Source organism: Pseudonocardia sp. 2-7, assembly GCF_056341085.1.
Genome location: NZ_CP094507.1, coordinates 25,982 through 41,274, shown reverse-complemented (window position 1 = coordinate 41,274; position 15,293 = coordinate 25,982). Strand labels below are relative to the sequence as shown.

Genomic DNA, 15,293 nt, shown 5'->3' with positions numbered 1-15,293 from the left:
GATTCTCCCGGGAGGGACCGTGCGCGTACTCGTCGTCGACAACTACGACAGCTTCGTCTACAACCTGGTCCAGTACCTGGCCCAGCTCGGTGCCGACCCGGTGGTCCGGCGCAACGACGAGGTCGAGCTCGACGAGCTCGACGAGGTCGGCGCCGTCCTGGTCAGCCCCGGTCCGGGGACCCCGGAGCGGGCCGGTCGCAGCGTCGAGGTCATCCGTCGCGCCGCGGAGCGCGCCACGCCCCTGCTGGGCGTGTGCCTCGGCCACCAGGCGCTGGCCACCGCCTGGGGCGGGGTCGTGGAGCGCGCGCCCGAGCTGCTGCACGGCAAGACCTCGGAGGTCTTCCACGACGACACCGGTGTGCTGACCGGTCTGCCGTCGCCGTTCACGGCCACCCGCTACCACTCGCTGACGATCGCGCCCGACGGTCTGCCGTCGGAGCTGGAGGCGACCGGCCACACCGAGACCGGCCTGATCATGGCCGTGCGGCACCGGGAGCTCCCGATCTCCGGCGTGCAGTTCCACCCGGAGTCCGTGCTGACCGAGGGCGGGCACCGGATGCTGGCGAACTGGCTGCGCCAGGCCGGCTACGACGTGCCGGAGGACCTCGTCGTACGGCTGTCCGACGAGATGGCCGGACTGGTCGCCGGGGTCTGATCCCCGCCCCGCACCACCCGACGTCCCCGTGACGTGTGACGCCTGTGTCGCCGGTGTGACCCGGACGGCGAGGCGGTCGCGCTACCGTGGTGGCGGATCTGTCCGGGTCGCCACGTCCCCCGACCACGGCGCCCCGTCGCAGGTCCCGCCCCCGGCCGGCGCACCGGCCGGACCCGTGTCCGACTCCGACAGGCGATGAGGTCAGATGCCGAAGTCGAAGGTCCGCAAGAAGGCGGCCTACACCCCGCCCCCGGTCAGCCGCACCCCGCAGAAGGTCGCGGGACCGACACACCCGGCCTACATCGCCGTCATGGTCGCGATGTGGATCCTCGGCCTGGCCTGGCTGGTGATCAACTATCTGGCCGGTCCGTCCATCCCGTTCATGCTGGCGCTGGGCAACTGGAACTTCATCATCGGGTTCTCACTCATCGTGATCGGCCTGCTGATGACGATGCGGTGGCGTTGACCAGCAGAAATACACGGATGTGAGTTGTCCACCGTGTGGATGGAGCCTGTGGACAACTTCACATGACCACACAGGGTGATCGACTTCGGTGGTCGACGCCGGTGGGCACGGTCGTCGTGCTCTGGGTGCTGGCGGTCGCCGCGACCGGCTGGTCGGTCACGGTGCTCGTCTCCGGCGCGGACGCGGCGGGCGCGTTGGTCGCGGGCGTCGCTGCGCTCGGTCTCACCCTGGCCGCGGCGTCGGGGACCCGTGCCCGGCCCCGGCTGGAGGCCGGCCCCGAGGGGCTGACGGTCCGCAGGCTGACCTGGACCCGGCACGTGCCCTGGGGGCGGGTGGACGACCTGCGGCTGCTGCGGACCCGCAGGCTGGGCCGCGAGTCGGTGCTGCTGGAACTGGAGCTGCGCGACGTCGACGACCACGAGCGGCTGGTGATCCTCGGCCGGGCCGAGCTGGGCGCGGACCCGGTCGACGTGTTCGACGACCTCGCCGCCCTGCGCCCGGGCCACCGCCCCGGCGACGCGGGCCCGCCCGAGCACTGATTCGCGTCCAGCGCTCCGGGATCGGCGGACATCGTCGGGATGCACCTCAGGGTCGTCCCGGCTCGCCCTCCGCAACCCTGAGCTGCATCGCGCCCGACGACGAGCTCGGCAGGCGCCGGTAGGGGCGGCGGGGCAGCGCGAGGAACGACCCCGGGCGGACCGCACCGCCGCAGAGGTATCGGCCGGATGAGCTCGCCGGCGCGAAGGTACCCACCGAGTGGGCCCACCGCCCGGAACCCTCCGCGCACGGGCCGGCTCAGACGCCGACGGCCGCCAGCAGCCCCGCCGCCCGTACCCCGATCAGCACGAGCGCCAGCACGGCCAGCCCGGAGACCGCCAGCAGCTGGGTCCGCCTGCGCTGCGGGGATCCCGTCCCGAGGTGGACCAGCGCCGCGGTGACCGCGGCGCCGAAGACGAGCCCGCCGAGGTGCCCCTGCCAGGAGATCCCCTGGATGCTGAGGCTGATCACGGCGTTGATCGCGATGACGGCGACGACCTGCCCGGTCGGCAGCTTCAGCCGCCGCAGCAGGACGAACAGTGCCCCCATCAGCCCGAACACCGCACCGGAGGCGCCCGCGGTCGCCCCGACCGGGGAGCTGAAGAGCATGACCGCGGCCGCACCGCCGAGCATGGAGACGCCGTAGACGGCGACGAACCGGGCCCGGCCCAGGACCGCCTCGACCTCGCGGCCGATGATCCACAGGGCGTACATGTTGAACGCCAGGTGCAGCGGGCCGATGTGCAGGAAGCCCGAGGTGATGATGCGCCAGTACTCGCCGTCGGCGACCAGGAGCGGGACGAGCCCCCCGGCGTCGAACAGCGGCGAGCGGAAGTTGGACATCACGCTGCCCGCCGTGACCGCGGTGAGCACGTAGACCACCACGTTGGCGACGATCAGACCGGGGACGATCACCGGCTTCCCGGTGCGGCTCGCACCGGCGACGTTGCGCCGGCGCGGGGTCGTCCGCGCGCCCTCGGCGAGGCAGTCCACGCAGTGCTGGCCGACCGGGGCCGGCCGCAGGCAGTCGGGACAGGCGGGCCGGTCGCAGCGCGAGCAGGCCAGACCGGTGGGCCGGTCGGGGTGCCGGACGCAGACCGCGCCGGCCCCGGCCCCCGGGACCCCACCGGGCGGGGGACCACCGTGCGGGATGCCGTGCGTGGCGCCGCCGTCCGGGGCCCCGCCGTACGGCGCGCCGGGACCGGCCCGGGGCGGACCGCCCGGCGCGCCCGGCGGCGGCCACTGGGGCTGCGGGTAGCCGGGCGGCGCCGGGTAGTACGGCGTGCCCGCGGGGCCGGGGGAACCCGGCCCGCCCTCGGGCTCGCCGGGTGTCCCGGATCCGCTGTCGTCGGGTCGTCCGTTCACCACGGCCCGTCCAGTCGGTGGTCGGAGACCTGCGGGGTCAGGACCGCTCGATCTCGATCTTCTCGATGACCACGTCGGTCAGCGGCCGGTCGGCCTGGCCGGTGGTGGTCTGGGCGATGGCGTCCACGACGGCCCGCGACTCGGCGTCGGCGACCTCACCGAAGATGGTGTGGCGCCGGTTCAGGTGCGGGGTGTTGCCCACCGTGATGAAGAACTGCGAACCGTTGGTGCCCGGCCCGGCGTTGGCCATGGCCAGCAGGTAGGGCTTGTCGAACTTGAGGTCCGGGTGGAACTCGTCGCCGAACTGGTAGCCCGGGCCACCGCGACCGGTACCGGTCGGGTCGCCGCCCTGGATCATGAAGCCGCTGATCACCCGGTGGAAGATCGAACCGTCGTAGAACGGCCCGGAGTCGCCGCCGCTCGCGTTCGGGCCCGTGTAGTCCTTGCTGCCCTCCGCGAGGCCGACGAAGTTCGCGACCGTCTTCGGCGCGTGGTCGCCGAACAGCACGACGCGGACGACGCCCTCGGAGGTGTGCAGGACGGCCGTCGTGTTGGCGTTTCCTGGTTCCGTCACGGCTACCATCGTGCCAGTAAGCAGCCGCATCCGTGGGAAGCAGGTCCGGAACATGAGTGCCGAGAGGACGCGGGCCCGTGCCCGCAAGGATGCCGCCGAGGCCGTGCACACCTTCGCCGACGCCGGCCGGATCGCCGGTGGCGCGGTCGCCGACGCCGTGGCGGGAGGGGTCTCGTCCCGCCTGTCCGGCCTGTCCGACGTGGTGTCCGGCTCGGTGCACGACGCCCGCCACGCGCTGGCCGAGGTGGTCGAGCCGACCCCGGCGCGGGTGCGCCGGGCCCCGTGGATCGTGGCCGTCCTGCTGCTGACCGCGGCCGCGGTGTGGGGCTGGGCGACGGTCCTGCAGCGCGAGCGCGAGGTGGACCCGGGGACCCCGGTGCCGACGACCCCGCCGACCGACGACCAGATCCACGGCAAGCCGATCGGCCAGGGCCGGTCGCAGGCGAGCGGTCACTGACCCAGGGCCGTCCCGGAGCGGGCGGGTCAGGCCGGGCGCAGGGTCCGCAGGAAGCCGGTCACGGCGGCCTCGTAGCCGTCGGGATCGGCGTTCCAGCTGCCGGTGTGCTCGGTGCCGGAGAACTCCCGGTAGGTGACCGGCCAGCCGTGCCCGGGGGCGGTCGCGGCCAGGTCCCGGCTCAGCGTGACCGGCACGGCGGTGTCGGCGTCGCTGTGCAGGACGAGCGTCGGCGGGCGGACCGCGGGCGGGCGCCGGACCAGATCGAACCGGTCGAGGTCGATCCCGATCCGGCGCGCGGTGAACCGGGCCGCGACCCCGGCGAGGGTCGGCGGGAGACCGCGGTTGCGGGCCTGCCTGCGCAGCGTGCGACGCCAGTCGAGCAGCGGCGCGTCCCAGACCACGGCGTCGACGAGGTCGGCGTGCGGGGACCGGTCGAGGAACGCCCCGCCCACCGCGGCCCCCATCGACCAGCCGACCAGCACCAGCCGGCGCGCGCCGTGGACCAGGGCGTAGGCCGCGGCGGCGTCGATGTCGCGCCACTCGGTGTCGCCGAGGTGCGACCGCCCGTCCGGTGACTCCGGGGCGGTCCCGTCCCCGCGGTAGCTGACGACGAGCTGGGTCAGCCCGGCCGCGTGCAGCGCGGGCAGGATCCGCAGTGCCTCGCGCCGGGTCCCGCCTCGGCCGTGCACGCACAGCGCCCAGGTGTCCGGGTCACCGCCGTCCGGGGCGGGGATGCGCCAGGCCGGTGCGAGGCCGAGGTCGGTGGGCACCCGGACGTCGTCGAAGGGCAGCCCGCGGGCGGACGGGTCCGGGTCGAACGGGCCGGCGTCGAGCACCGCGGGGCCGGTCGCCGGGACCGGGCCGGCGCGCAGCTCCCGGACGACGGTGCGGCGCCCGCGGTCCAGGACCGGACCGACGACGGCGAGCCCGGCCGGGCCGCGCAGCCCCCACACGCCCGGCTGTGCGGACAGCCGGGTCCGCGCCAGCTCGACGGTGCCGTCCCCGGCGGCGACGACCCGCTCGGGCAGCCCCGGGTGCGGCGACGGGTGCAGCAGGATCGTCGAGTAGTGCCAGCCGATCGCGGCCGCGGCGGCACCTCCCGCCCCGCCCAGGGCCCCGGCCAGCGCTCCCGCGACGGGCGCCGAACGACGGACGGAGTGGCGGACGGAGGAGCTCGGCGCGCGCACACACTCATCCTGCTCTCCCGCGTACGGGTGCCGCGAGTGGACCACCTGATGCCTTCTGGAGTGACGAGAGGGGGCCGTACGTGCGAGACCCCTCTCAGGTTGCAACTCGTACGGGTGAAGATCGCCGCCGAGTGACTGCGGAACGCAACCGACCGATGGGGATCTCGTTGTCCCCCGGCGAGGGTCGTCCGTCGGCCCTCCGCTCCCCCGCTCCCCCTTTGGAAGGACGTGCGCATGACTCCGCTCGCCCGTACCGCCCTGCGGCTGTCCCTCGCCGGCGCCGGCATCGCCGCGCTCGGCGCCGGCGTCGTCGGCCAGGCCTCGGCCGCCGAACTGCCCGAGGCACCCGACGCCCCGGACACCTCCGCCCTGCCGTCCTACGAGGACGGCACCGTGTCGGACGACGCGAACAGCGTCTCCTTCGGCGAGCTGCAGACCCCGCACGGCGAGGCCTCCGGTCTGCCGGAGCTGCCGTCGGCCGACGCGCTCCCCGGCCTGCCGGGCGCCGACGCGCTGCCCTCGGCGGACTCGCTGCCGAGCACCGACGCGCTCCCGTCGGCCGACTCGCTGCCGAGCACCGACGCGCTCCCGTCGGCCGACTCGCTGCCGAGCACCGACGCGCTGCCCTCGGCGGACTCGCTGCCGGGCGCGGAGGACCTCTCCACCGCCTCGCTGCAGTCCGCGGACGCGCCCGAGGTCCCCTCCGCTCCGGACGTGCCCGAACTCCCCTCCGCCGACGACGCCCCCGAGCTCCCCTCCGCGGACGACGCCGACCTCCCGTCGGCCGACGACGCCGGCGCGCTGCCCGTGTTCGAGGTCCCGGGCGTGATGTACCTCGAGGCCCCGACCGTCTCCTGACGGCGGACCGACGAGCGCCGGACCCCCGACCGGCGCTCGCGACGTCGCCCGTCCGGTGTCCCCCACGACCGGGGCACCGGACGGGCGACCGCGGACGGCGTCAGGGCCGGCCGTGCCGCGGACGCGGCGGCGGCGCGGGCACCACCGGCGCGCGGACGAGGAGCTCGTAGCGGTCGAAGGACCCCTCGTCGTCGACGACGTGGCGCAGGAACCGGAACCCGGCCCGTCGCGCGACCCCGACCGATGCGGTGTTCTGCGGGTCGACGTCGATCGAGATCCACCGCACGTCACCCCGTTCGCCCAGGTAGCGGGCCGCGAGCCGGACCGCGCGCGTCGCGAGGCCGCGACGGCGGTACGCCGCGTAGACGCCGTAGGACAGACCGGCCCGGTCCCCCGCCGGATCCAGGTCGACGTCGATGGTCCCGGCGAGGACGGCGCCGCCGTCGACCCGGATGCCGAAGCTCAGCTTCGGCCCGTCGTCGGCCCAGCGCTCGATCGCCCGGCGGACGTGGGCGCGGGCGGTCGCCGGGGTCGCGGGTGCGCCACCGAGCCAGCGGACGATCTCGGCGTCCTCACCCGCGAGGTGGGCCGTCACGTCGTCCCAGCCGAGCGGACTGAGGACGACGACGCCGTCCGCCAGCATGTTCGAGGGACGCGACACGGCACCATCCTGCCCCAGACGTCGCCGTGCGTGATCGGGACCTCCCCCTCCGGGGTTCCCCGTCAGGACGACGGCGCCTCGCGCACCCGGTAGCGCATGAGGAGCGTGTCGTCCCCCGTGACGACGCTGACGAGCTCGAGACGCGCGGGGTCCATGCCCGCGCCGCGGGCGATCCGGCCCGCCTCGCCGGAGACCAGGAACGGCGCGAGGGTCAGCCGCAGCTCGTCGACCAGGCCCGCCTCGGCCAGACTGCCGAACAGCGCGGGTCCGCCCATGCAGTTGATCCGGCGCAGCCCGCGCTCCCCCAGCGCGGCGACGGCGACGGCGAGGTCGACCGACTCGTCGCCGGTGAGCACGACCTCGGCGCCGGCGTCGGCCCACCGGCCGCGCAGGTCCGCCGGGACCGACTCGCAGGTGAGCACGATCGTGGGGACCACGGTGTCGGTCAGCACCGGCGCCGACGGGTCGAGCGAGCGCCCCGACGAGGTGACGACCGCCGTCGACGGCAGCTCCGACAGCCCGAAGCGGCGGCGCCGGTCGTCCATCCGGTCGTTGTGCTTCACGCCGGTGAACCCCTCGGCGGTGGCCGTCCCGGCCGCGACGAGCACGACGTCGGCCAGGTCGGTGCCCAGGTCCAGCACCGCGCGGTCGGGCGGGGTGGACAGCCCGGCCGAGCTGCCCTCGACCTCGACGGCGCCGTCGGCGCTGGACACGAAGTTGACCGACAGCCGGAGGCGGTCGTCCGGGTAGGCGTAGAGCCGTTCGAGCTGCTCGGTCGACAGCGGTCCGACGTCGGCCGCCGGGAAGATCTGGTGGATCACGCTCACGCGAGCAGTCTCACCGCCCGCGACGGGTTCCGCTCGCCACGGACGGTGGCGACCATCTCGCAGGTCTCCCGGGTGGCCCGGGCCTGGTGGGCGCGCACCATGGCGACGCCGCGGTCCGCGGCCAGCGCCGTCGCGGCGAGGGTGCCGGTCAGCCGCTCCTCGAGCGGCACGGCCAGGGACTCCCCGACGACGGTCTTGTTCGACATCGCCAGCAGCACCGGCCAGCCGGTCGCGACCATCTCGTCGATGCCGCGCAGGACCTGGAGGCTGTGCAGCGTGTTCTTGGAGAAGTCGATCGCCGGGTCGATGAGGATCCCCCCGGCGGGCACGCCCGCGGCGACGGCCTTCTCGGCGAGCGCGACGGTCTGGTCGATGACGCTGCGGAGCACGTCGGCGTAGCGGGGCCGGTGCGGCTCGGTGCGCGGGGTGACGTGGTCGGTGTGGGCGCTGACGTAGCCGGCGCCGTACCGGGCGGCGACGTCGAGGATCGCCCCGTCGGCGGCGGCCCAGTTGTCGTTGACCAGGTCGGCCCCGGCGGCGCAGACGGCGTCGGCGGGCCCGGCGCGGAAGGTGTCGACCGAGATCGCGACGTCGGGGAACGTGTGGCGCGCCCACTCCACGGTCGGCACGACCCGGTCGATCTCCTCCTGCTCGGTGACCTCGGTGCCCGGACTGGCCGGGACACCGCCGATGTCGATGACGTCGGCACCTTCCCGGACCACCGCGGTGATCCGGTCCCGGGCCGCCTGCTCGGCGAAGGTGACGCCGTGGTCGTAGAACGAGTCGGGGGTCCGGTTCACGATCGCCATGACCATCGCCCGGTCCCGGTTCCAGGTACGTCCACGGAACGTCACGCTCGGCACGTGGTCTCCTCACAGCACGGACGGGCCCGCTGCAGGACCCGGTTGGATCTCCATCCTCCCCGGGGCCCGGCGTACGCGCCCACCCCGCCGGTCGTCAGCCGCGCGCGTACTCCCGCAGCGGCGGCTCGGCCGCCACCCGCGGCTCGGTCGCGATGCTGGTCGCGACCTGCCCCAGCAGCCGCGCCTCGTTCGCCGGGAGCTGCGTCCGGTCGACGGCGGGCATGACGTCGGCCAGGCAGACGGCGCGGTCGATCCGGCCCGCGTCGGCGGGGCCGTCGTGGTCCAGCGCGTCGGCGACGACGGCGTACCCGACCGGGTCCGTGCTGCCCATGGTCAGGTGCTCGGCGACGTGCACCGGGCAGATCGACTGGACGGGGACGTTCGCGACCCGGCCCGCGCCGTCGCGACGCAGCTCCGAGCTCGCCGCGGGCGGCAGGTTCGGGACCACGACCTCGTCGGTCACCGTGTAGACGACGGTGTAGTCGATCCCGGCGAACGTCTCCGGCCCGTCGTCGAGTGCGGCGAGGAACCGGGAGCCGGTCCGCTGCTGCCAGAACGCGGGGACGCAACCGGGGCCGCAGACCGGGTAGGCGTCGAGCGTGCCGTGGTTCGACGGGTCGATCCCGATCATGTCGGTGATCATGCCGCGGGTGTCCGGCCAGTACTTCAGCGCCCAGCGCGGGAGCATGCCGCCCTGGCTGAACCCGACGACGGAGATCCGTCCGCCGGCCTCCTCGTGCATGGTGCGGATCGCATGGACGACGTGCTCGGCCGCGACCTGGATGTCCCCGGTCGCGTGCGCGGGCAGCTGCACGAGGCAGTGGGCCCGGCCCTCCTGCGCGAAGGCGCGGGCGTAGTTCCAGTCGAAGTTGACGTCGGGGTCCAGCGTCGTCCCCGGCACCAGCAGGACCGGGGTGCCCGCGGAGCCGGCGAGGTCGCCGTGGCAGGTGAGGCTCTCGTCCAGGCCGGGCGCGGTGAGCGCGGGCCCGGGGTCGGGGTCGCGCTCCGGGGAGGCCGCCGCCACCCCCGCGACGCCGGTCAGGCAGGCCGCGGTGACGGCCAGCGCGAGCAGGGTGGACCTCGTCGTCCGTGCCATGTCGTCCCCCGTTGTCGATCTTCTCGATCGGTGAACGAGGGCGGCGGCCTGCGGTGACGCGTTCTCGTCGGTCCGACGACGAACGGGTGCGCCTGCGGCGGACGGGCCAGAGCCCGGACGACGGCCGGCGAGGCGGCCGCCGCGGCGTCCCGGACGAGCGACGCGTCGCCCGCGGCGGGAGCCACGCCCCGCCCGGCGAGGCCGGCCCGCTGACCGTCGCAGCGGACCGGCCCGCCGGGGTCACGCCAGGTGCTTCCCGGAGATCGCGCGGGCGATGACGAGCTGCTGGATCTGCTCGGTGCCCTCGAAGATGTCGTAGATCTTCGAGTCGCGGTGCATCCGCTCCACCGGGTGCTCGCGCGAGTAGCCCGCACCGCCGAGGATCTGGATGGCGCGCTCGGTGGTCCACACCGCGACCCGGCCGGCCTTGAGCTTGGACATCGACCCCTCGCCCGCGGTGAACGGGACGTTGTTGCGGCCCATCCACGCGGCCCGGTGCACGAGCAGCCGGGCGGCGTCGATCTCGGTCTTCATGTCCGCGAGCATGAACGAGATCGACTGGTTCTCGATGATCGGACGGCCGAAGGCGACGCGGTCCTTGGCGTACTCCAGCGCGTACTCGTAGGCGGCGCGGGCGATGCCGATCGCCTGCGAGCCGACCGTCGGGCGGGACAGCTCGAAGGTCTGCATCGCGGCCGAGCCCTTCGACCTCTCCCCCGACCGGGCGCGGGCGAGCCGCTCGTCGAGCTTCTCCTTGCCGCCGAGGAGGCAGGAGCCGGGGAGCTTCACGTCGTCGAGGAAGACGTCCGCGGTGTGCGACGCGCGCAGACCCATCTTCTTGATCTTGCGGGTGGACTCCAGGCCGGGGGTGTTCGGCGGGACGACGAACGCGGCCTGGCCCTTGCTCCCCAGGTCTGCGTCGACGACGGCCTGCACCACGTGGATGTTCGCGATGCCGCCGTTGGTGGCCCAGGCCTTCTGGCCGGTCAGGGTCCACTCGTCCTTCGCCTCGTCGTAGACGGCGCGGGTACGCATCGCCGAGACGTCCGAGCCGGCCTCGGGCTCGGACGAGCAGAACGCGCCGACCTGCGGCTCGGAGGCGTCGCCGTAGCACTGCGGGATGAACTCGACCATCTGCTCGGGCGTGCCGGAGGCGAAGATGCCGGCCACCGCGAGGGTGGTGCCGAAGATCGCCATGCCGATGCCGCCGTCGCCCCAGAAGAGCTCCTCGTTGACCAGCGGCATGGACAGGCCGGTCTCGTCACCCCAGAAGGAGGCGAGGGTCTCGAAGTTGTAGAGCTCGATCTTCGCGGCCTCCTGCAGGATCGGCCACGGGGTCTCCTCGCGCTCGTCCCACTCGGCGGCGGCCGGGCGTACGACGTCGGCGGCGAAGCCGTGCACCCACTCCTGCAGCTCGCGGTGCTCCTCGGACAGTTCGAAGGAAGTCATCTCAGCTCTCCGCTGGTCGGTCGCGGTTCTCGTCAGGCGGACGGGATCTGGAACATCTTCTGCAGGGCGGTCGCGAAGCCGACGTCGCCGGAGACCTTGAGCTTGCGCGTCATGAACAGGGTCACCGGGTTGGCGTTGTTCGTGGCGACCTTGAGGAACTCGGTGCCCGGCATGGTCAGCGCGGTCCGGGCCTCCTCGTCGGTGCCCTCGGTGACGGTGCAGGTCCCGTTCTGCAGCACGGTCTGGAAGCTGTCGGTCGTCGAGCCGTCCTTGATGTGCCAGTGCACGACCTGCCGGTTCCCGGAGGCCCCCTTCGACGAGTAGAACTCGCTCATCCGGCCGAAGATCGCTTCCAGCACCGGCCGGCGGACCTCGGAGGACATCACGGTCGCCAGCTGCTGCTTCGACGCGGTCTTGACCAGGCGGGCGAACAGCGACGGGTCGACGTCCTTCGCGTTCCCGTCACGCAGGGCCGTGCCGAGGGTGGAGATCAGCTGCTCGTCGGACAGGGACTTCGGGTCGACGCTGCGACCCAGCTCGTTGATGTCGACCGTGTCGGCCATCGCTCGCTCCACCTCGCCGTGGTTCACACAAGTGTCCGGTACTCGCCGTACCGGCTCGGACGGGGCGTACTTTACGCAGCAGTAGCTAAGCTGTCGAGATGGCACCCCCACCCCGCCGCAGGCTCCCTCCCGCGCAGCGCGAGAAGCAGGTCCTCGACGCGGCGGTGCGCGTGTTCTCCCGGGACGGGTTCCACGACGCGTCGATGGACACCGTCGCCGACGAGGCGGGGCTGTCGAAGCCGATGGTCTACACGCACGGCGGGGGTTCGAAGGAGGAGCTGCTGCGGCGGTGCATCCGCCGCGAGTCCGACCGGCTGCTGGAGTCGGTCTCCGGCGCCGCCGCCGGGGCACCGGCCGACGCCGAGGTGCGCCTGCACCGCGGACTCCGGGCGTTCTTCGCCAACGTGACCACCCACCGCGACGGCTGGTCGGTGCTCTACCGCCAGGCCCGCACCGGGGCACTCGCGGACGAGGTGCACGCGGCGCGCACCCGCATCGTCGACCGGGTGGCACAGCTGCTGGCCGCCGAGCTGGTCGCCCCCGAGGGGGTCGACCCCGCGACGGTCACCACCCCGATCGCGGCGGCGCTGGCGGGTGCGGCCGAGGGTCTGGCCGACTGGGCCGGCGACGGCGGGGACCCCGACGACCTCGCCTCGACGCTGATGGCGCTGGTGTGGCCGGGGCTGGCCCTGCTGCGCTCGTAGTTCCTTCCGCCGGGAAATCGATCGTCGTGAAATTGATCACCGGGTCACGATCATCACCACAAGAGAGGGAAATCGGACCGTAACCCCGCCGTGTCCGCGCGCAACGGCATTCGCGCGCTTTATTCGCAGAGCAGATGCGAGTCGGATGTCACTCGAAGGGGTGATATCGCGGATCCAATGTTCCAGCAGCTCAGAGGCAAGATCGCTTACTGTCCGGCAGAGCCGGATCGCTACGTGTGACACATCGTCAACGGTTCACCGAGACGGGTGTCGATGACGTCACCCGGTGTCGGCGCGCATTACGGGAGAACGCCGGTTACCTTTTTTCGCAGTACGTCCCCCGAATTCCGGGGCGTGCAGCCGACAGCAGTGAACACATGAAGGGAACGCATTCCATGCGTCAGTCCGTGCGTACTCTGGCCGCCGCCGCCATCGCCGTCCCGATGACCCTCGGTGCGGCCGGGATGGCCTTCGCCGACGACACCGTCGATCAGGGCCAGGCTTCCGAGGCCACCGCATCGTCCGAGCAGGGTGCCGCCACCGAGCAGGGCAACAGCTCGTTCGCCCCGGTCACCCAGGCGAACCCGGCGCTGAACGTGAGCGACGTCCTCGGCCTGAGCGACTTCGCCAACGAGGACTACGACGGCGGTGAGGGGTCCGGACAGCAGATCGTCCAGGACAACTCGATCGACTCCTCGAACGAGCAGGGCAACACGGCCTCCACCGAGCAGGCCCAGAAGACCGTCGTCGAGCAGATCGCCGGCCTCGCGGGCTGATCCGCCGTCGTCCCCGGCCGCCGGGCACAACCCACCCGCTCCGGCGCCTACCGCCCGTGCCGGCCCCTACGACCGGGTCGGCCGGGACCCTTCCCCGAGAGGATCGTTCCCCATGCGCAAGTCCTTCCGCATCGCCGCCGCCGCGGCGCTCGCCGTCCCCATGACCATCGGTGCGGCCGGCATGGCCTTCGCCGACCACGAGCGCGGCGACCGCAGCGAGACCAGCACCCAGGAGACCGCGGGTTCGGCCACCGGCACCCAGTCGTCGGAGAGCACCCAGGGCAACGCCAACGGCGCCCCGGTGACCCAGGCGAACCCGGCGGCGAACGTCGACGGCATCGCCTCGCTGAGCGACTTCGCGAACGAGGACGTCCGCGGCGGCTCCGGCCAGGAGATCGTGCAGGACAACTCGATCGACTCGTCGAACGAGCAGGGCAACAAGGCCTCCTCCGAGCAGGCCCAGAAGACCGTCCTGGACCAGGTCGCCGACCAGTCCTGAGACACCCGAGGTCCGGGGGCACAGCCCGGCTTCTCCGGCGAACGGGCCGGTCCGCGGACGGGCGGGCCGGCCCGTTCGTGTGTCCGGGGCGCGCCTGCCGGCCGGGTGGTGGCGCTCAGCCCTCCGTCGCCGGACGGGTGACCAGGCGCCGGGTGCGGTCCGGCAGCCGGTCGACGATGCGGCCGATCCGCTCGGTGGTGCCCTGCAGCGGCGCGAGCGCGTCCGCCAGCACCCCGATCTGCCGGTCGAGCGCGTCGATCCGGGCCGCGACCGACCGCAGGTCCGGGGCGACGGCGGTCAGCTGGCTCGCGGCCTGCGCGAGGTTGACATCGAGCGCGGCCAGCCGCGGGGTCCCGTCGGCGTCCGCGACGGCCGCGGCGATCCGCCGGACGGCGCCCTGGTCGCCGGTGGCGGCGGCCAGCGTCGCAAGGTCCTCGCGCACGGTGGCGAGCACCCGCAGCGGCTCCACCGCGCCCGCGAGGGCGGCGAGGTCGCCGGGGGTGCGGGCCAGCTCCTGCAGCGGTCCGACCGCCTCGGCGAGCCGCGCGAGGTCGGCCCGGGTCGCGGCCAGCTCGTGCACCGCGGGCACGGCGCCGGTCAGGCTCTCCAGGTGCTCGCGGGCCGAGGCCAGCTCCCGGAGCGGCTCGACGGCGCCGGCGAGCTGCGCCAGGTCGGCGCGAGTGGCGGCGAGCTCCTGGAGCGGGGCGACGGCGTCGGCGAGGCGCTGCAGCGAGGTGACGGCCCCGGCCAGCGCGGCCAGGTCGCCCGCGGCGGGGGCCAGCTCGCGCAGCGGCGCCGCGGCACCGGCCAGCTCGTGCAGGTCGTCCCGGACCGCGGCCAGCTCGGACAAGGGACCGACGGCCGCGCCGAGCTCCCGCAGCGACTCCACGGCGCCCGCCAGCTCCGACAGCGGACCCACGGCGGTGCTGAGCTCGCGCAGCGGCTCGACGGCCGTGCCCAGCTCGCGCAGCGGCTCGATCGCCGTGCCCAGCTCGGTCAGCGGACCGACGGCGGTGGCGAGCTCCCGCAGCGCCTCGACCGCGCCGGCGAGTTCCGACAACGGACCCACGGCCGCGGCCAGCTCCCGCAGCGCCTCGACGGCCCCCGCCAGCTCCTGCAGCGAGGCCACCGCCCCGCCCAGCTCCCGCAGCGGCCCGACCGCGGCGGCCAGCTCGTGCAGGTCGCCCCGCACCGCGGCCAGCTCCCGCAGGTCCTCCCGCATCCCCGCCAGCTCGTGCAGGTCCCCGCGCACCGCGGCCAGCTCGTGCAGGTCCTCCCGGACCCCGGCCAGCTCGTGCAGGTCCTCGCGCACGCCGGCCAGCTGGTGCAGATCCTCGCGCAGCCCGGCGAGCTGGTGCAGGTCGTCGCGGGCACCGGCCAGCTCGCGCAGTGGTCCGGCGGCCCCGGCCAGCTCGACCACGGCCGCGGTCAGCCGGTCGATCCGCTCGACGGTCACCGGGTCGTCCCACAGCGTCACGACCCGGCCGAGCACGTCGTCGAGCACCGGGGCGAGGCCGGTCAGGGCGGCGTCGACACCGGCGATGCGCCGCGGCAGCGCGGCGACGTCGGCCGCGACCGACGGCATCGCCTCGACCGCGCGCGGGGCATCGGCCAGCCAGCCGGGCAGCCGGCGGCCGATCTCCACGGCCGCGCCGACCGTGCCGAGGGCGGCGCCGATCAGGGTCCCGGTGACGCCCGCGGGCGACCAGGAGCTCGGGAGGGGCTGCTTCGCCATCGGTCTCCTCCGGGGCTCACG

Annotated in this window: 18 protein-coding genes; 8 read left to right on the top strand and 10 right to left on the bottom strand. The window is 74.1% G+C overall.

Going from position 1 to position 15,293, the window contains the following annotated elements:
- The first annotated feature begins 19 nt into the window (after positions 1-19).
- The 3 genes from MTO91_RS00220 to MTO91_RS00210 all read left to right on the top strand — a co-directional run bounded on the left by MTO91_RS00220 (position 20) and on the right by MTO91_RS00210 (position 1,660).
- Positions 20-655 (top strand): aminodeoxychorismate/anthranilate synthase component II, encoded by a 636-nt coding sequence (locus tag MTO91_RS00220; RefSeq protein ID WP_062399097.1) that lies wholly within the window; start codon positions 20-22, stop codon positions 653-655.
- A gap of 205 nt (positions 656-860) precedes the next feature.
- Positions 861-1,121: a cell division protein CrgA gene (crgA, locus tag MTO91_RS00215; protein WP_020626195.1), complete on the top strand. Its 261-nt coding sequence runs from the start codon at positions 861-863 to the stop codon at positions 1,119-1,121.
- Between the two features lie 101 nt (positions 1,122-1,222).
- Entirely contained in the window at positions 1,223-1,660 is a 438-nt protein-coding gene (locus tag MTO91_RS00210; protein WP_405420638.1) for a PH domain-containing protein, read from the top strand.
- A gap of 256 nt (positions 1,661-1,916) precedes the next feature.
- Here MTO91_RS00210 and MTO91_RS00205 read toward each other — a convergent pair whose 3' ends face one another.
- Positions 1,917-3,026 carry a rhomboid family intramembrane serine protease gene (locus tag MTO91_RS00205; RefSeq protein ID WP_476653239.1) on the bottom strand — a complete coding sequence of 370 codons (1,110 nt, stop codon included), beginning with the start codon at positions 3,024-3,026 and terminating at the stop codon, positions 1,917-1,919.
- A 34-nt stretch (positions 3,027-3,060) separates the two neighbouring features.
- Entirely contained in the window at positions 3,061-3,606 is a 546-nt protein-coding gene (locus MTO91_RS00200; protein WP_062399093.1) for a peptidylprolyl isomerase, read from the bottom strand.
- A gap of 43 nt (positions 3,607-3,649) precedes the next feature.
- Between MTO91_RS00200 and MTO91_RS00195 the strand changes: the two genes are divergently transcribed.
- Positions 3,650-4,054, top strand: coding sequence for a hypothetical protein (locus MTO91_RS00195; protein WP_073573733.1), 405 nt, complete (start codon positions 3,650-3,652; stop codon positions 4,052-4,054).
- 26 nt (positions 4,055-4,080) lie between these two features.
- On the opposite strand, the gene MTO91_RS00190 is transcribed toward MTO91_RS00195, so the two are convergent.
- A complete protein-coding gene (locus tag MTO91_RS00190; RefSeq protein WP_476653236.1) occupies positions 4,081-5,241 on the bottom strand; it encodes an alpha/beta hydrolase family protein in 1,161 nt (386 codons plus the stop codon).
- Positions 5,242-5,475: 234 nt separating this feature from the next.
- Between MTO91_RS00190 and MTO91_RS00185 the strand changes: the two genes are divergently transcribed.
- Entirely contained in the window at positions 5,476-6,099 is a 624-nt protein-coding gene (locus tag MTO91_RS00185) for a hypothetical protein (RefSeq protein ID WP_476653235.1), read from the top strand.
- A gap of 100 nt (positions 6,100-6,199) precedes the next feature.
- Here the strand turns inward: MTO91_RS00185 and MTO91_RS00180 are convergent, their stop codons facing one another.
- The 6 genes from MTO91_RS00180 to MTO91_RS00155 all read right to left on the bottom strand — a co-directional run bounded on the left by MTO91_RS00180 (position 6,200) and on the right by MTO91_RS00155 (position 11,558).
- The gene (locus MTO91_RS00180) at positions 6,200-6,760 is read right to left on the bottom strand and encodes a GNAT family N-acetyltransferase (RefSeq protein WP_062399087.1); all 561 of its coding nucleotides are present in this window, start codon (positions 6,758-6,760) and stop codon (positions 6,200-6,202) included.
- A 62-nt stretch (positions 6,761-6,822) separates the two neighbouring features.
- Positions 6,823-7,587, bottom strand: coding sequence for a dihydrofolate reductase family protein (locus MTO91_RS00175; RefSeq protein WP_405420651.1), 765 nt, complete (start codon positions 7,585-7,587; stop codon positions 6,823-6,825).
- A complete protein-coding gene (gene folP / locus MTO91_RS00170) occupies positions 7,584-8,450 on the bottom strand; it encodes a dihydropteroate synthase (RefSeq protein ID WP_083657976.1) in 867 nt (288 codons plus the stop codon). Before folP ends, MTO91_RS00175 begins: the two co-directional genes overlap by 4 nt.
- Before the next feature lie 94 nt (positions 8,451-8,544).
- Positions 8,545-9,546 carry an esterase/lipase family protein gene (locus tag MTO91_RS00165; RefSeq protein ID WP_476653234.1) on the bottom strand — a complete coding sequence of 334 codons (1,002 nt, stop codon included), beginning with the start codon at positions 9,544-9,546 and terminating at the stop codon, positions 8,545-8,547.
- Between the two features lie 240 nt (positions 9,547-9,786).
- Complete coding sequence (locus MTO91_RS00160) at positions 9,787-10,995, bottom strand: acyl-CoA dehydrogenase family protein (RefSeq protein ID WP_208820421.1); 1,209 nt, start codon at positions 10,993-10,995, stop codon at positions 9,787-9,789.
- A gap of 32 nt (positions 10,996-11,027) precedes the next feature.
- On the bottom strand, positions 11,028-11,558 hold the full coding sequence (locus tag MTO91_RS00155; protein ID WP_224401032.1) for an SCP2 sterol-binding domain-containing protein: 531 nt from the start codon (positions 11,556-11,558) through the stop codon (positions 11,028-11,030).
- Positions 11,559-11,656: 98 nt separating this feature from the next.
- On the opposite strand from MTO91_RS00155, the gene MTO91_RS00150 reads away from it, so the two are divergent.
- The 3 genes from MTO91_RS00150 to MTO91_RS00140 all read left to right on the top strand — a co-directional run bounded on the left by MTO91_RS00150 (position 11,657) and on the right by MTO91_RS00140 (position 13,537).
- Complete coding sequence (locus tag MTO91_RS00150) at positions 11,657-12,262, top strand: TetR/AcrR family transcriptional regulator (protein WP_476653231.1); 606 nt, start codon at positions 11,657-11,659, stop codon at positions 12,260-12,262.
- A gap of 407 nt (positions 12,263-12,669) precedes the next feature.
- Positions 12,670-13,038 (top strand): hypothetical protein, encoded by a 369-nt coding sequence (locus MTO91_RS00145; protein WP_476653230.1) that lies wholly within the window; start codon positions 12,670-12,672, stop codon positions 13,036-13,038.
- Between the two features lie 112 nt (positions 13,039-13,150).
- On the top strand, positions 13,151-13,537 hold the full coding sequence (locus MTO91_RS00140) for a hypothetical protein (protein ID WP_251783296.1): 387 nt from the start codon (positions 13,151-13,153) through the stop codon (positions 13,535-13,537).
- A 115-nt stretch (positions 13,538-13,652) separates the two neighbouring features.
- Here the strand turns inward: MTO91_RS00140 and MTO91_RS00135 are convergent, their stop codons facing one another.
- Positions 13,653-15,272, bottom strand: coding sequence for a hypothetical protein (locus tag MTO91_RS00135; RefSeq protein ID WP_476653229.1), 1,620 nt, complete (start codon positions 15,270-15,272; stop codon positions 13,653-13,655).
- Positions 15,273-15,293: the final 21 nt, after the last annotated feature.

What these genes read in the sequence shown, in the direction of transcription:
- crgA (WP_020626195.1), top strand. Translation starts at nt 861, where the DNA reads ATGCCGAAGTCGAAGGTCCGCAAGAAGGCGGCCTACACCCCGCCCCCG.
- MTO91_RS00200 (WP_062399093.1), bottom strand. Translation starts at nt 3,606, where the DNA reads ATGGTAGCCGTGACGGAACCAGGAAACGCCAACACGACGGCCGTCCTG.
- MTO91_RS00195 (WP_073573733.1), top strand. Translation starts at nt 3,650, where the DNA reads ATGAGTGCCGAGAGGACGCGGGCCCGTGCCCGCAAGGATGCCGCCGAG.
- MTO91_RS00185 (WP_476653235.1), top strand. Translation starts at nt 5,476, where the DNA reads ATGACTCCGCTCGCCCGTACCGCCCTGCGGCTGTCCCTCGCCGGCGCC.
- MTO91_RS00165 (WP_476653234.1), bottom strand. Translation starts at nt 9,546, where the DNA reads ATGGCACGGACGACGAGGTCCACCCTGCTCGCGCTGGCCGTCACCGCG.
- MTO91_RS00160 (WP_208820421.1), bottom strand. Translation starts at nt 10,995, where the DNA reads ATGACTTCCTTCGAACTGTCCGAGGAGCACCGCGAGCTGCAGGAGTGG.
- MTO91_RS00155 (WP_224401032.1), bottom strand. Translation starts at nt 11,558, where the DNA reads ATGGCCGACACGGTCGACATCAACGAGCTGGGTCGCAGCGTCGACCCG.
- MTO91_RS00150 (WP_476653231.1), top strand. Translation starts at nt 11,657, where the DNA reads ATGGCACCCCCACCCCGCCGCAGGCTCCCTCCCGCGCAGCGCGAGAAG.
- MTO91_RS00140 (WP_251783296.1), top strand. Translation starts at nt 13,151, where the DNA reads ATGCGCAAGTCCTTCCGCATCGCCGCCGCCGCGGCGCTCGCCGTCCCC.
- MTO91_RS00135 (WP_476653229.1), bottom strand. Translation starts at nt 15,272, where the DNA reads ATGGCGAAGCAGCCCCTCCCGAGCTCCTGGTCGCCCGCGGGCGTCACC.